This is a genomic window from Pseudomonas sp. Marseille-Q0931 (assembly GCF_940789645.1).
Taxonomy (GTDB): Bacteria; Pseudomonadota; Gammaproteobacteria; order Pseudomonadales; family Pseudomonadaceae; genus Aquipseudomonas.
Map to the genome: position 1 here is coordinate 111,898 of NZ_CALNWT010000009.1, position 15,162 is coordinate 127,059.

Here is a 15,162-nt window from a genome sequence, read left to right on the forward strand (position 1 = left end):
GCATCATGATTCCTCGAAATTCCTGTCCGCTTAGAAGCTCATACCGAAGCTGAGCGCGACGAAGTCGCGGTCACGCTGGGTGTTGTACTTTCCGCCACCGAAGAAGCTGGTGTAAGACAGGTCGGCGGTATAGGTGTTCTGGTACTCGGCGTTGAGGCCGAGACTCACAGCCTTGCGACCCTCCTCAAAGTTGGCGCCAGGACCTGGAGAGTAGCCCTTCACGTCATGCGACCAAGCCACACTCGGGCGAAGGTTCACACCAGCGACTGCGTTCGGGTAATCCCAAATTGCGCGAGCGCGATAGCCCCACGAGTCGGAGGTGGTGAAACCGTCATTCTCACAATAACGTCCGACATTCTGATCAGTGGGATTGCCAATAGTACCGGCGTTGAGCGCCTGGCAGGTTGGCAAACCGCTGAGTTCACCTTCAAGCGGGCCCGGGCCAAACACTGGGTCACGCCCATAACGCGCTTCGCTGTTGCTCTCCAAACCGCCAACGTGAGTCCAACCGATCTCACCGACCAATGTCAGACGGCTGGCGCCCATGACTTGATCGAAGAAATGCGTGAAGGTCGTTTGCAGTTGAGTGATTTCCTTGCGCCGGTAACCATGCAGATCAGCCCCTGGCTGACCATCCAAAACCGAACCATTGCCATATACCGGCACACCGCCAACGCTAATCGGATCAAGCCCCGCATATAGAATGTCGGTTGTATTGAGCTGAACAGGCGCATTGGGGCGATAGCTCAGCTCACCACTCCAAGCAGTGCCGGTAGGCAGCGTAGTGGAGAAGCTCAAACCATAGAGACGAATGTCTTCGGGGTACTCGATGAAATAGCTGGAGTTTCCCGCCATGGCTGCGGCAGCCAAGCCAGCGGCGGTGGAAGCTCCAACAAGTCCTGCTGCGCCAGTAGCGATGGTATTGATTTGGTCGACGATAGCCTGATCAGCCCCCCGCCCACTGAAGATCGGCAGACGACTGTGATAGTTGATGAAATAGGCGCCGAACTCGGTATCGAGCGGCTCGAATAGATAGCGGAAGGCAACGCCGAACTGCCCGCTGTCACGTGCGTCACGATCAGGGCCACGTTCAACCAACAAACCTTCATCCCAGGGCGAAGGTGTAACACCAGCAGATCCCAGAAGACTGTTGATCAACGCAATGGAAGCAGGATCGTTGGTCAGCACTGCCAGGTTCTGGTCACAACCGTCCGCAACAACATCGGCCTGAGAGAAGAATGTGCCGCAGTTATCCACCACAGTCTGATCCCACTCAAGCTGGTAAAACGCTTCCATCGACAGGTTGTCGGTCAAACTCTGCGCCACATAGAACATGTTGACCGGAATCAGGCCTTCCTTGATTTCAGCACCAGGGCGGCGGAACGCAGCAACGTCTACAGGGTTGATCGCGTTAATCCCATTCTGGATGAACGTGCTTTCCCCCCAGCTAACCACCTGTTTACCCAAACGAACCGAGCCTGGCTGATTGCCGATGGCATAGTTGTGGTAGACGAAGGCATCAAGAATTTCAGCGCCGGAGGACTGCGCACCTTCTTTACGGTTGCTGTCACTGATGTCCTTGAAGAGGCGGCTTTCATCCTTCAGCTCGAAGTCGTACCAGTATTTGCCGCGGACGAATACGCCGGTGTCACCGTACTTCAATTCGAGGTCGTGGATACCCTTGAAGATCTTCGAGAAGGTCTCACCACGCTTAAAATTTAGATGACCGTCGTCGGAGGTTTGAGACAGGCCGCGACCACCATTATTCACGCCGATAAGGTCTTTATCCGCTTTCTCTGTAGCCCAGCTAGCGCCTACGGATAGCTGTGAATCGAACTGTCCTTCGATCTCACCGATATTGAAAGTGACGCCGAATGCCGGAGCGGCAAGGGTGGAAGCGAGGCTGACGGCCAGCGGCAGTTTTGCCAGGCGCCAGGGAGATATTGTTTTTGTCATCGACGCTACTCCATCTATTTTTTGTTATGGATGCTTTGACTATAGCCAGTGGGGGGTACTGCTTGATCCCTCGAAAGTGTGATTTGCAGCCTCCAGGCACTCTGGCTCGCAGGTTTCAGGCCCTGCCCCTAGCCAAGCATGGACGGGAAACAGCAATTAGCAAGCCAAACGCTTGTTTGACTGAGCGGTCACTTTCACCGCCCAGTCAATTCGCACCTCACAGCGTGGACAGGAACGTGCTACCCGCCTCCTGCCACTGGGCGATTTCGACGCGAATGCGCTTCTTGTCCAGTTTGCCGACGCTGGTCTTGGGAATTTCGGTAACAAGGGCGATTTGCGTGGGAATCGCCCACTTGTTGATGTGGCCTTGCTCGACGAAAGGCTTGAGGTGCTCCTTTAGCCCCTTGGCATCCAAACCCTGCGCGTCACGCAACACCACCAAGGCGAATGGCCGTTCACCCCACTGCGGATCGGGCACACCCACAACCGCCACTTCACGTACCGCCGGGTGACGACTGATCAGGTCCTCCAGCTCCAGCGAGGAAATCCACTCACCGCCAGTCTTGATCACATCCTTGATTCGGTCGCGGATTTCGATGAAACCCATACCGTCGATGGTCGCCACATCACCCGTGTGGAGCCAACCATGTGCCCAAAGCTCCTCGCCCTTCTCAGGCTCACGGAAATAGCCCTGGGTCAGCCAGGGCGCGCGCAGCACCAACTCGCCCTGGGACTCACCGTCGCTCGGCAGCAATTTGCCGTCGGCATCCATGATTGCTGCTTCCACCAGCGGCACCGGAATACCGGCCTTGATTCGATAGGTGGTGCGCTCGTCCTCGCTGCCGGCACGTAACTCTTCATTGAGGTAGGCACAGGAAATCAGCGGGCAGGTCTCGGACATCCCGTAGGCCGCAGTCAGCTGGATACCACGAGCCTTGGCCGCCTCGTAGAGGGCGCGATTCAGTGCGCTGCCGCCGATGATCATCTTCATGCCGCCAAAATCATGGCCCTGCGCACCGGGTGCTCCCAGCACCATCTGCAAAATGGTCGGGACGCAGTGGGAGAAGCTGACCTTTTCTTCCTTGATCAGGCGGCAAAGCATGTCCGGCTCGTAGCGGCCGGGATATACCTGCTTGACCCCGAGCATGGTGGCCACGTACGGCACGCCCCAGGCATGCACGTGGAACATCGGGGTGATCGGCATGTAGACATCATCGTTGCCCATCAGGCGGATGCTGTCCAGGCCGCCCATGGTGGTCGCCATGGACAGGGTGTGCAGCACCAGTTGCCGATGAGTGAAGTACACGCCCTTGGGGTTACCAGTGGTGCCAGTGGTATAGAAGGTCGTAGCCACCGAGTTCTCATCGAAATCGGCGAAGTCATAGTGCGGGCTGGCCGCAGCCAGCAGGCTCTCGTACTCGCCAACGAGGTTCGGCAGGTCGGCGTTCTTGTCTTCGCCATCGGTCAACAGCAGGGTTTTCTCCACCGTGGTCAGTTGACCGGCAATACCGTTGTACAGCGGCACGAACTCACTGTTGACCAGCACGAAACGGTCTTCGGCATGGTTCATGGTGTAGAGAATCTGATCCGGCGACAGGCGGATGTTGATGGTGTGCAGCACCGCGCCGAGCATGGGAATGGCGAACATGCACTCCAGATAGCGGTGGCTGTCCCAGTCCATTACAGCCACGGTATCACCGGCCTTGACCCCCGCCTGGCTAAGCACGTTGGCCAGGCGCGCGACACGCTCGTTGAAGGTGGCGTAGCTGTAACGCAGCTTGTCGCGATAGACGATTTCGCGGGTCTTCTCGTAACGGCTACCGGACAGCAGCAGACGCTTGATCAGCAGCGGATAAGCGTGGGCGTTATTGGCGGGAGGGATCAGTCGAGTCTGCAGCATGAAGTCACCTTGAGGCACGCGAGGAATAGGTATGCAACGACTCTAGAGCGGCTCATGCACAGCTAAATCAGCCCAAAGAATGATTTGCCACGTGACTCTATGGCCACTTTTGGTCACAGGTTAGAATCAATCCAGCTAGTCAGTCCTGAAACAGGCTTCATCGCCCAATACTTTCGTTCGAGGTAACACCATGTCCGATATCGTCATCGTCAGCGGCGCCCGTACTCCCATGGGCGGTTTTCAAGGCAGCCTGGCCAGCGTACCCGCTGTCGAGCTGGGCGCTGCTGCCATTCGCGAGGCAGTCAAGCGTGCCGGTATCGAGCCGGCCGACGTGCAGGAAGTGATCATGGGCTGCGTACTGCCGGCTGGTCTCAAGCAAGGTCCGGCCCGCCAGGCGTCGCTCAATGCTGGACTGCCCTCTGCCACCGGTTGCACCACCATCAACAAGCTATGCGGCTCGGGCATGAAGGCGGTGATGATGGCTTTCGACTCGCTCAAGGCCGGCAGCAACCAGGTAATGATCGCAGGCGGCATGGAAAGCATGTCCAACGCGCCCTATGTGCTGGAAAAGGCCCGCACCGGCCTGCGCATGGGCCATGGCGAGATCAAGGACCACATGTTCCTCGACGGCCTGGAAGACGCGCGCACTGGCCGCCTGATGGGCTCCTTCGCCCAGGAAACGGCCGACCAGTACGGCATCAGCCGCGAGGAAATGGACGCCTATGCCATCGAATCGCTGCGCCGCGCGCAGGTGGCGATCAAGGACGGCTCGCTGGACGCGGAGATCGTCCCGGTCACCGTCACCTCGCGCAAGGGTGAGGTGGTGGTCAAGGATGACGAGCAGCCGCTGACGGCCAACCTGGACAAGATCCCCGCACTCAAGCCTGCCTTCAAGAAGGAGGGCACCATTACCGCCGCCAATGCCAGTTCGATCTCCGACGGCGCCAGCGCGTTGCTCTTGATGACTGCTGATGAAGCCGCCAAGCGCGGTCTCAAACCACTGGCCAAGGTGGTTGCCCATGCTACCCAGAGTCAGGACCCGAGCGAGTTCACCCTGGCCCCCATCGGCGCCATGAGCAACCTGCTGAAGAAGACCGGCTGGAGCAAGGACGAGATCGACCTGTTCGAGATCAACGAAGCCTTCGCCATGGTGACCATGCTCGCCATGCGCGAACACGGCCTGGATCACGCCAAGGTCAACGTCTTCGGTGGCGCTTGCGCCCAGGGTCATCCGGTCGGCTCCACCGGCTCGCGGATCATCCTCACCCTGATCAACGCCCTGCAGAAGAAAGGCGGCAAACGCGGCGTCGCCTCACTGTGTATCGGCGGCGGCGAAGCCACTGCAGTCGCCATCGAACTGCTGTAAACCAGCCCATCCAAAGAGCCCCGCAGTTGCGGGGCTCTTTCGTTTAGCGCATTTCGCTCAGCGCCAGCTTCACACCGATCCCGACCAACACTGCGCCCATCAACCGATCGAACCAGTGCCCCATGCGGGCAAAGCCGGCGCGCACGCGCTGCTGACTGAACAGCCAGGCCACCAGGCAGAACCAGAAAGCGGTGGCCAGCGCCAGATAAAGGCCGTAACCGGCCTGCACCGCCACTGGCGTATGCGGATTGATCACTACGGTGAACAGCGACAGGAAGAACAGCGTTGCCTTGGGGTTGAGCCCGTTGGTGATGAACCCGGTGACGAAGGCACCACGACCGCTGCGCTCGCCTGCTGCCAGGTTCAGCTCGGCACTGGCCGGATCGGCCGGTCGCGTGCGCAGCGCCTTGATGCCGATATACAACAGATAAGCCGCCGCCAGCCATTTCAGCGCGTTGAACAGGACAATGGACTGCGACACGATCAGGCCGATACCGAGCAACGAATAAGTAACGTGGACCAGAATCCCGGTGCCTACACCAAAAGCGGTGAACAACCCGGCGCGCCGACCGTAGCCGACGCTCTCGCGCACGACGATGGCGAAATCCGGCCCAGGACTGGCCACTGCCAGCAGGTGAATCAGGGCAACAGTGAGAAATTCACTCCAGTACATGGCGGCTCCGCATCGACGCTGAAGGTCTGGTAGGCTCGCCAATCTACTCTTGCGACCCACCTGCGAAAAGGTACAGCTGATGAGCAACAGCCCACGCGCCGTCTTCCTCGACCATGCCTCCCTCGACCTTGGCGACCTCGACATGCAACCGCTGCATCAGGCGTTCGCCGAGCTGACCCTGCACGCGCACACGCGTCCGGATCAGGTCGCCGAACGCCTGCAAGGGGCCCAGGTCGCCATCAGCAACAAGGTGCCGTTGGACGCCACCACCTTCGCGGCCTGCCCCGAGTTGAAGCTGGTGCTGGTAACCGCTACCGGCATCAACAACATCGACCTGAAAGCCGCCAGTGACCACGGCGTAAACGTATGCAACTGCCAGGGCTACGGCACCCCGTCCGTGGCACAGCACACCTTGATGTTGCTGCTGGCCCTGGCCACACGCCTGCCCGACTACCAGCGCGATATCGCTGCCGGTCGTTGGCAACAAGCCAGTCAGTTCTGCCTGCTCGATCACCCCATCGTCGAACTCGAAGGCAAGACTCTGGGCATGCTCGGCCATGGCGAACTGGGCGGCGCCGTCGCCCGCTTGGCCGAAGCCTTCGGCATGCGCGTGCTGCTTGGCCAACTGCCCGGCCGTCCCGCGCGCGCCGATCGCCTGCCGCTGCACGAACTGCTGCCGCAAGTCGATGCGCTGACTCTGCACTGCCCACTCAACGAGCAGACCCGCAACATGATCGGCGCCGAGGAGCTGGCCCTGATGAAGCCGCGCGCATTCCTGATCAACACCGCGCGTGGCGGCCTGGTCGACGAACAGGCCTTGGCCGATGCCCTGCGCCGTGGCCATCTGGGCGGCGCCGCAACCGACGTACTGCTGCAGGAGCCACCGAAGGACGGCAACCCGCTGCTGGCCGCCGACATTCCCCGCCTGATCGTCACCCCGCACAGCGCCTGGGGCAGCCAGGAAGCGCGCCAGCGCATCGTTGGCCAGGTCGTGGAAAACGCCGCTGGTTTCTTCGCTGGTGCGCCACTGCGAGTCGTCGGGTAAGCTGCGCAGCTTTCTTGTAGGAGCGTGCGTCGCGAGCGAACACGGTCAACAGCAAAATCTTCGCGAGCAGAGCTCGCTCCTACACCGCGCGCCGTAAACAGATTCTCAGGAAATACCATGGACCCGCGAAGCGAAGTTCTCCTGCGCCACGCCGAGCTATTCAGTGGCGAGCTGTTACTGGCCGGCCTGCCGGCTGACAACCTGCTTGGCGCCCTGCCGCAGGCTCGTGGCTGGAACTGGCATGCGGGCGACCAGGCACTGCTCACCGCACGATTTGCCGGTCGCAGCCACTTCGACACACGCCTGCCGGAAGGCGACTACCGCGCCGCTGTGCTGTTCCTGCCCAAGTCACGCGAGCTGACCGACTACCTGCTGCAAGCCCTGGCTTCGCGCCTGGCCGGCAAGCCTCTGTACCTGGTCGGAGAAAAACGTGGTGGCATCGAGCGCGCCTCGAAGCAATTGGCCGCCTATGGCAAACCGCGCAAACTCGACAGCGCACGGCACTGCCAGCTCTGGTGCGTCGAGGTAGAGCAGGCGCCGCAGGCTCCCGACCTGCATGCCCTCGCGCAAAGCTACTCACTGCAACTGGCCGATGGCGCACTGGAGATCGTCACCCTGCCTGGCGTGTTCGCCCACGGCCGACTCGATCGCGGTAGCGCACTGCTGCTGGAACACCTGGACGGCCTGCCGGCCGGCCACCTGCTGGACTTCGGTTGCGGTGCCGGCGTGCTCGGCGTCGCCCTCAAACGGCGTTACCCGGCCAGCGAGCTGAGCCTGCTGGACGTCGATGCCTTCGCCCTGGAAAGCAGCCGCCTGACCCTCGCACGCAATGGCCTGTCGGCCAACCTGATCGCCGGCAGCGGGATAGAATCTGCACCTGAAGGATTGAGCGCCATCGTCAGCAACCCGCCATTCCATCAGGGCGTGCACACCGACTATCAGGCCAGCGAGAACCTGCTGGCCCAGGCTGCGCGCCATTTGCTCAAGGGTGGCGAGCTGCGCCTGGTGGCCAACAGTTTTCTCAAGTATCCACCCCTGATCGAGCGTCATCTCGGCCCCTGCCGCACCCTGGCAGACGCCGATGGATTCCGCATCTACGGCGCCCGACGCTGAATTGGGGTTGCTCCCAATGCGGCGCTTGGGCACAATTGCGCCCGTCCTAGGGGAGTAGTCTCCCGCGAGCGCCCTGCTCGCCCGGTATACGTCAACACACTTGCTCCGCAGAGCATGGCGTATACGACCCAAGGCCTACATAGAGAGGCCTGCGGTTTGACAAGACCTATGACACGTACAACCTATACCCGGGGCGGGAAGGTCGTTCGTGTCATAAGCCGTGTCGACCCGCCCCCCTGTAGGAAACCTGATGCTGGAATCGCTGTTCGTCCCCACCCTGATCGTTGCCCTCGCCGAAATTGGTGACAAGACCCAGTTGCTCGCCCTGCTGCTGGCCGCCCGTTTTCGCAAACCCTGGCCGATCATCTGGGGCATAGTCGTCGCCACCCTGGCCAACCACTTCGCCGCTGGCGCCGTCGGCAACTGGGTCGCCGGTTTCTTCTCCCCCGCCACTCTCAGCTGGATTCTCGCTGCCAGCTTCGTCGCCGTGGCGGCCTGGACCCTGGTACCGGACAAACTCGACGACGACGAAGCATCCGGCCTGAAGAAATACGGCCCCTTCCTCACCACCCTGATCGCCTTCTTCCTTGCCGAGATGGGCGATAAAACCCAGGTCGCCACCGTCATGCTGGCAGCGCAGTACCCGCATTTCCTCCTCGTGGTGATTGGCACCACACTGGGTATGCTACTGGCCAACGTGCCGGTCGTGCTGGCGGGTAACTTCGCTGCCGAGCGCTTGCCGCTGACCTTGATTCGCCGGCTGGCAGCCTGTGCCTTCGCCGCGCTGGCAATCTATGCCGGCTACCAGGCACTGAAGCTGAGCGGCCCGATCTGACGAACCACTGACGTCAACGAGCCGGCATTTCGGCCAATCCCAGCCCCCTCCTCCCTGCTGCTAAAGTGCGTGCCACGTCACATGGAGACGGCCTGCAGCCGGGAGGACAGCATGTCATTGGATGATCGCAAGAAGGTGGTGTGCCAGCACATCGACCTGGCCTGGAACAAGGGGCGCCTGGCGCTGGCCGAACAACTGCACAGCCGCGACTTTCTCTACAAGAGCTCGTTCATCGGCACCCCGCTCAGCAGCGCCGGCTTCGCCCAGATGGTCCAGAACATCCGTTACGCTATGCCGGACCTGCAGGTACTGGTCGAGGAATGCATCGCCGAGAACTACAAGGTGGTCACCTGGAGTACCCTGATCGGCACCATCCAGAAACCCGCCCTAGGTTATCCACCCAGCGACAAGGTCCTCAGCATCTCGGCCATGGCCTTCTGGACCCTGACACCGGGCAATGAGATCCAGGAAATCTGCACCATGTTCGACATGGAAAGCTTCCGCGCTCAGTTGGGCCTGCAACCCCGTCCACTTGCAGAAATCGCCCTGCCCTGAAACGCAAACGGCGCGCCGTGAACAATCACGCCGCGCCGTTTTCTGGCCCGAAATTAACGCCCGGCCTTGGCCTGCTCGTACAGCGGCATCACCTTGGGGATCGCCGCCTGCAGTGAGGCGATACGGCTGCTGGACGACGGGTGGGTACTCATGAACTCGGGCGGTGCCCCACCACCGGCGGCCTCCATCTTCTGCCACAGGCTGATGGCCGCATTCGGGTTGTAGCCCGCGCGTGCGGCCAGCTCCAGGCCAATCAGGTCGGCCTCGTTCTCGTTGCTGCGGCTGTTGGGCAATGTCAGGCTGTACTGCACCACCGTATCCGCCATGGCCATCCCGCTCTCTCCCAGTCCGAGCAAGGCACTGGCGCCCTGTTTGGCCACCTGAATACCGTATGCCTTGGACATCGCCTCACGGCTGTGCTCACGCAGGGCATGCGCCATCTCGTGGCCCATGATCGCGGCGATTTCATCGTCAGTCAGCTTCAGCTGCTCGATGATGCCACTGTAGAAAATGATCTTGCCGCCCGGCCCGCAGTTGGCATTGAGCTCGGGGTTCTTGATCAGATTGACCTCCCACTGCCAGTTGGCGGCATCCGGACGAAAACGCGGCGCCTGCGGAATCAGGCGAGCGGCGACGGCCTGCAGGCGTTTGGCATTGTTACTGGTCTTGTCCAGCACACCCTTGCTCGACGCCTCGCTCAGCGTCTGCTGATAGGACTGCGCGTACATCTGATTGACTTCATCAGCTGACAGCATGCTGAACATGTACTGCTTGCGCTCCACGCCAACCGCACCACCACTGGTGGTATTGACGGCCTGACAACCTGCCAGCAGCACGGCCGCCGCCAGGCCACTCAGATATAGAACCTTGCTCATCGAGCTACCTCCTTGAATCGGACGCCCTATGCTAGGCCGCCCCCGCAGCACGAGCAACCGCGTTACTTGCGCGATAGCCGTACGCCATCTTTGCTGAATACGACACCAGCCTGTTCGTCACCACCAGTCCATTAAGGTTTTCATCTGTCACTGCCGATAGTTCGTGACAGGCGCACTCTGCGCTCGGGAGCTCTCATGAAGTTCAAGTCGATCCAGTTTTCCGTCGCATTCCTTGCTGGCGCCAGCGTACTCGCGGTCGTTGTGGCTCTGGTGCTCTACGCCCTGTTCGCCAGTGGCCGAACCCAGAATCTGGTGCAGGAACGCACGCAGAAGCTACTGGAACAAGTCATCGAGCAGCGCCTGTCTGCGTTGGCGCAAGCCCAGGTCAGCGAAATCCAGCGCGAACTGGAAGCTCCCCTGCAGATCACCGCCGACCTGGCACGCGTCAATGCCATGCTTGGCATGACCGATGCCAACGGCAGCCCGATGCTCAGCATCTGCCGCGAAGAACTGGCCAACCTGGTGCATGAAACCACGGCGCAGAACCCTAAATTACTTGGCAGTTACCTGGGTTGGGAGCCGAACGCCTTCGATGCCAGCGACGACATCTATGCCGGTAGCAAGGAAAACGGCTACGACGGCACCGGCCGCTTCCTGCCCTAGTGGTATCGCAATGCCGACGGCAGTCTCGGTGTCGATGCCATCGGCTCGACCGAGAGCGAGGAACTGCTGCCGACCGGCGTGCGCGCGGGCGAATACTACCTGTGCCCCAAGGAACGCAAACGCCCCTGCGTGATCGATCCAGCTCCCTACGACGTCGGCGGCAAGATGACCATGCTCGCCTCCTTCACCTCGCCAATTCTGGTCAACGGCGAGTTTCGTGGTATCGCCGGTGCTGATCTGGCGGTCAACTTCATCCAGGAACTGTTGGTCAAGGCCGACGCCCAGCTCTATGGCGGCGCCGGCGAGATCGCCCTGATTGCCAGCAATGGCCGTATCGTCGCCTCGACCCAGGCACCGGAAAAGCTTGGCGAGCCCGCAACCGAGCTGCTCGACGCCAACGAACTGGCCAACCTGAGCAGCCTGCAGCCTGGCATGCCGAAGTACGACGTGCATGTCGAGGACGATCCCGCCGACAGCCACATCGAGCTATTCCTCAGCTTCACCATCGGCCAGACCGACGCTCGGTGGGTGCTGATGCTGGTACTGCCGCTGGACACCGTGATGGCAGACCTGCGCCAAGTGCAGGCTGAGCTTGTCACCCAACGCGACAGCGATACCCTGGGCATGACGCTGGTGGGCTTGCTGATCGCCGGCCTTGGTCTGCTGGTAATCTGGTTCGTCGGCTACGGCATCGCCCGCCCGCTGCGGCAGATGGTCGGCATGCTCGATGACATTGCCAAGGGCGACGGCGACCTGACCGTGCGCCTGCAGGTCGACCGTACGGACGAGCTGGGACAGATCGCTCAAGGCTTCAATGCCTTCCTGGCCAAACTGCAGACGATGATCGCCTCCGTGGTGACCTCGGTGCAGCAGGTCAACGATTCCTCCGAGCACACTGCCGACATCGCCATCCGTACCAACCAGGGCGTGCAGAAGCAACTGGCCGAGATAGAACTGGTGGCCACGGCGGTACACGAGATGACGGCCACCGCGCAGGACGTCGCGCGCAACGCCACTCATGCTGCCGAGGCGGCCAACCACGCCGACCGCGCGGCCAATCAAGGCAAGCAGGTGGTGCAGGAAACCTCCAGCGCCATCGCCGCCCTGGCCAGCGAAATCGGCCGCGCCGTGGGCGTGGTGCAGAACCTGGCCAAGGACAGCGAGAACATCAACGCCATCCTCGTTGCCATACGCGGCATTGCCGAGCAGACCAACCTGCTCGCCCTCAATGCGGCCATCGAAGCAGCCCGCGCAGGCGAACAAGGTCGAGGCTTTGCCGTGGTCGCCGACGAGGTACGCAACCTGGCGCAGAAGACCCAGCAGGCCACCGAAGAAATCCAGAACATGATCCAACAGCTGCAGCAGGGCACCCGCGAAGTGGTCAAGGTGATGGAGCAGAGCCAGAGCAAGACCGACGATAGCGTGGAGCACGCCAACCAGGCCGCTCAATCGCTGGAGTCCATCACCCAGGCGGTATCGGTGATCAACGACATGAACACGCAGATCGCCAGCGCGGCCGAGGAACAGAGCGCCGTGGCCGAGGATATCAACCGCAACGTCACCAATATCGGCCAGGTCGCCAACGAGGTGGCCGGCGGTGCCGACGAAGCCAGCCAGGCCAGCGCCCAACTGACCAAGCTGGCCGAACAGCAACGTAGGCTGATCAACCAGTTCAAGGTGTAAGGGACTTCATCAGGTAGGGTGCACCGCATGCACCGGCTCTAGGCCAGCCGCGGCGTGCACAGCATGGACGACCCTCGACACCCTGCGCAGGCTCAAGCCGGAGTCAGACACTCCGGCGCATCCAGCTGTGGATCGTTGACCAACGTTGCCAGCGCGCGCTCACGCAGCGCCATCTGCGGCTTGAGCAGCAGCGCTGCCAGTTGCTCGGGCGGCGTGTCGTTGCTCAACCACAACGCCTGTTCGTGCTCACCGAGAATCAAGGGCCGCCGCAGCGTGGCAGCTTCCTGAGTGATCAGCGCCACGCTCAGGTACTCCTGCCCGCCCACCGGATAAAGCTCCCACAATGCCGCGAAATACATCAGGGGCTCACCGTTGCTCATCCAGTACGGCCGCTTGCGCGCGCCACCGCGCCACTCATAAAAGCCATTGGCCGGCAGCAGCGCGCGGCGCTGGCGGAAGGGCTCACGGAACATCGGCTGCTCGGTCAGGGTTTCGGCGCGGGCATGAGCCGGGGTCTTGGACAGATCCTTGAGCCACGCCGGCGTCAGCCCCCAACGCGCCGCGGCCGCTTGCGGCCCTTGCTCGCCAGCACGCAACATCAGCACCTGACCGTTGGGCGCCAGGTTCCAGTGCGGCTTCTGGTCAGCGGGAAAACCAGGCAACGCCGCAAAAGCGGGCGACCAGCGGAACAGGGCATAACGTCCACACATGAAACGACTCGACAGGCAGGGGGCGCGTCAACAGAGCAACACGCCCTGAAAGGACTCTGGCTCGTCGCCAGGCACAGGTTGCGCCGCATTGTACTCAGCGATCAGCGTCCGTGCCCGCTCGGCGTAGTGATCAGCGACGACCAAGCCGAGCAGGCCACACGCCGGCAACTCCCCCACCGCACCGACCAGATGCTGACCGAGCAGATGCGCCTCAACGCCCTCACTGGCCAGCATGTCCACCAGCATCTGCCCTTCCAGCAGGTTTTCCGGTTCGTAGATTCGTTGCATCAGTCGTTCTCCCCGCGAACGTCCAACTCCCACTCGGTGCCGTCCGTACGCAGCTCGAACTCGATCGGCCGACAGCACACCGGACAGTCTTCGATGTAGGACTGATCACCACCCGACAAATCCAGCAGCGCCTCGGCCGGCTCGCCGCAATAGGGGCAATAATACAACTGGCTTTCCAGCATCGCGGCCTCCTTGTGACTTGGCGGTATAATCGCCGGTCTACTGCTCACCCTGTTTAAGCAGACCCCCTTTCAACCTTAGCCGTTCTAGAACAAGAGAGCATGATGGGCGCATTCGATGCCATCCGACCCTATGCCGATGCAGAAGTGCGCCCCGTACTGGCGCGCCTGCTCGCCGACCCGGCGTTTCTCGGCACCCTCACCCGTTTTCGCTTCCCGCGCCTGGCCGGGCCACTCGGCTGGCTGCTCAAGCCGCTGATCGCCGCGCGGCTGCGCAGCGAGTTCGCCAGCATCGATTCGGTTTCCAAGCTGCAGGAAAAGATCGAACCCTATATTGATCGCACCATCGAGCATGCCAGTGATGGCATCAGCTACTCCGGCCTGGAACACCTGCAACCCGGCAAACCCTACCTGTACCTGGCCAACCATCGCGATATCGTCATGGACCCGGCCTTCGTCAACTACGCCGTCTACCATGCAGGCCTGCAGACGCCACGTATCGCCATCGGCGACAACCTGTTGCAGCGCCCTTTCGTCAGCGACCTGATGCGCCTGAACAAGAGTTTCATCGTGCACCGCTCGATCAGCGGGCGACGCGAGAAGCTGGCGGCCTATCAATTGCTCTCGGCCTATATCAACCACTCGATTCGCGAAGATGGCGAGTCGATCTGGATCGCCCAGGCCGAGGGCCGCGCCAAGGACGGTGACGACCGTACCGACTCGGCCATCCTCAAGATGTTCCACATGAGCCGCAAGGATGAGCCGTTCGCCGCCGTGATCGATTCGCTGAACCTGATCCCGGTGTCGATCAGCTACGAGTACGATCCCTGCGACCTGGCCAAGGCCCGCGAACTCTGCGTACGCGCCGCCACGGGCAGCTATACCAAGGCGCCGGGCGAAGACGACGCCAGCATCGCCCTGGGCATCACCGGCTACAAAGGGCGCGTGCATCTGCACTTCAGTCCGCCTGTCGCCGGCCTGGAGGACACCAAGCAGCTTGCCCAGGAGATGGATCGTCACATTCTCGGCCAGTATCGCCTGTTCCCCGTGCACTATCTGGCCTACGCCATGTGGGAAGGCCGCGAGGCCGAGCTGAACGTGCCAGCAGCAAGCGACGTATTCGATGCCGCGGAACTGGCCAAGGCCGAAGCGCAATGGAACAAACGCCTGGCGGCCTGCAGCGCCGAAGAAAAACCGTTCCTGGTCCTGCAGTACGCCAATCCGGTGCGCAACCAGTATCGGATCAAGGCGGGTCTGCCTCTGTAAGAGGCCCGCGCTACAAACGAAAACGGCAGCCTGATGGCTGCCGTTTTCGTTTAGC

The 15,162-nt window shown here is 61.5% G+C and carries 13 protein-coding genes, 1 pseudogene and 1 riboswitch; of the genes and pseudogenes, 7 read left to right on the forward strand and 7 right to left on the reverse strand.

Annotated features, from left to right (window positions below; all coding sequences use genetic code 11):
• Positions 1-30 precede the first annotated feature (30 nt).
• Entirely contained in the window at positions 31-1,956 is a 1,926-nt protein-coding gene (locus P3C50_RS15445) for a DUF1302 domain-containing protein (RefSeq protein WP_275546689.1), read from the reverse strand.
• Positions 1,957-2,173: 217 nt separating this feature from the next.
• On the reverse strand, positions 2,174-3,856 hold the full coding sequence (locus tag P3C50_RS15450; RefSeq protein ID WP_275546690.1) for a fatty acid--CoA ligase: 1,683 nt from the start codon (positions 3,854-3,856) through the stop codon (positions 2,174-2,176).
• A 190-nt stretch (positions 3,857-4,046) separates the two neighbouring features.
• Here P3C50_RS15450 and P3C50_RS15455 point away from each other — a divergent pair, with 190 nt between their 5' ends.
• A complete protein-coding gene (locus P3C50_RS15455) occupies positions 4,047-5,222 on the forward strand; it encodes an acetyl-CoA C-acyltransferase (RefSeq protein WP_275546691.1) in 1,176 nt (391 codons plus the stop codon).
• Between the two features lie 43 nt (positions 5,223-5,265).
• Here the strand turns inward: P3C50_RS15455 and P3C50_RS15460 are convergent, their stop codons facing one another.
• Entirely contained in the window at positions 5,266-5,895 is a 630-nt protein-coding gene (locus P3C50_RS15460) for a LysE family translocator (RefSeq protein ID WP_275546692.1), read from the reverse strand.
• A 79-nt stretch (positions 5,896-5,974) separates the two neighbouring features.
• On the opposite strand from P3C50_RS15460, the gene P3C50_RS15465 reads away from it, so the two are divergent.
• From P3C50_RS15465 to P3C50_RS15480, 4 genes are all read left to right on the forward strand, one after another.
• Positions 5,975-6,940 carry a 2-hydroxyacid dehydrogenase gene (locus P3C50_RS15465; RefSeq protein ID WP_275546693.1) on the forward strand — a complete coding sequence of 322 codons (966 nt, stop codon included), beginning with the start codon at positions 5,975-5,977 and terminating at the stop codon, positions 6,938-6,940.
• Between the two features lie 117 nt (positions 6,941-7,057).
• Entirely contained in the window at positions 7,058-8,053 is a 996-nt protein-coding gene (locus tag P3C50_RS15470) for a class I SAM-dependent methyltransferase (RefSeq protein ID WP_275546694.1), read from the forward strand.
• A gap of 37 nt (positions 8,054-8,090) precedes the next feature.
• Positions 8,091-8,223: riboswitch (yybP-ykoY riboswitch) on the forward strand.
• A gap of 83 nt (positions 8,224-8,306) precedes the next feature.
• Complete coding sequence (locus P3C50_RS15475; protein WP_275546785.1) at positions 8,307-8,888, forward strand: TMEM165/GDT1 family protein; 582 nt, start codon at positions 8,307-8,309, stop codon at positions 8,886-8,888.
• A 111-nt stretch (positions 8,889-8,999) separates the two neighbouring features.
• Positions 9,000-9,443, forward strand: coding sequence for an ester cyclase (locus P3C50_RS15480; protein WP_072424306.1), 444 nt, complete (start codon positions 9,000-9,002; stop codon positions 9,441-9,443).
• A gap of 53 nt (positions 9,444-9,496) precedes the next feature.
• On the opposite strand, the gene P3C50_RS15485 is transcribed toward P3C50_RS15480, so the two are convergent.
• Complete coding sequence (locus P3C50_RS15485; protein ID WP_275546695.1) at positions 9,497-10,318, reverse strand: M48 family metallopeptidase; 822 nt, start codon at positions 10,316-10,318, stop codon at positions 9,497-9,499.
• 195 nt (positions 10,319-10,513) lie between these two features.
• Here P3C50_RS15485 and P3C50_RS15490 point away from each other — a divergent pair.
• Positions 10,514-12,664, forward strand: a pseudogene (locus P3C50_RS15490) (methyl-accepting chemotaxis protein).
• A 92-nt stretch (positions 12,665-12,756) separates the two neighbouring features.
• Here P3C50_RS15490 and P3C50_RS15495 read toward each other — a convergent pair.
• The 3 genes from P3C50_RS15495 to P3C50_RS15505 are packed head-to-tail and all read right to left on the reverse strand — an operon-like array spanning position 12,757 to position 13,844.
• Positions 12,757-13,374, reverse strand: a complete 618-nt coding sequence (locus P3C50_RS15495) for an SOS response-associated peptidase (protein ID WP_275546696.1) — start codon at positions 13,372-13,374, stop codon at positions 12,757-12,759.
• 27 nt (positions 13,375-13,401) lie between these two features.
• Positions 13,402-13,662, reverse strand: coding sequence for a putative signal transducing protein (locus P3C50_RS15500; protein WP_072424310.1), 261 nt, complete (start codon positions 13,660-13,662; stop codon positions 13,402-13,404).
• On the reverse strand, positions 13,662-13,844 hold the full coding sequence (locus tag P3C50_RS15505; RefSeq protein WP_017675389.1) for a CPXCG motif-containing cysteine-rich protein: 183 nt from the start codon (positions 13,842-13,844) through the stop codon (positions 13,662-13,664). The genes P3C50_RS15500 and P3C50_RS15505 overlap by 1 nt, the downstream gene beginning before the upstream one ends.
• A gap of 99 nt (positions 13,845-13,943) precedes the next feature.
• Between P3C50_RS15505 and P3C50_RS15510 the strand changes: the two genes are divergently transcribed.
• Complete coding sequence (locus P3C50_RS15510) at positions 13,944-15,107, forward strand: 1-acyl-sn-glycerol-3-phosphate acyltransferase (protein WP_206418561.1); 1,164 nt, start codon at positions 13,944-13,946, stop codon at positions 15,105-15,107.
• The last annotated feature ends 55 nt before the right edge of the window (positions 15,108-15,162 follow it).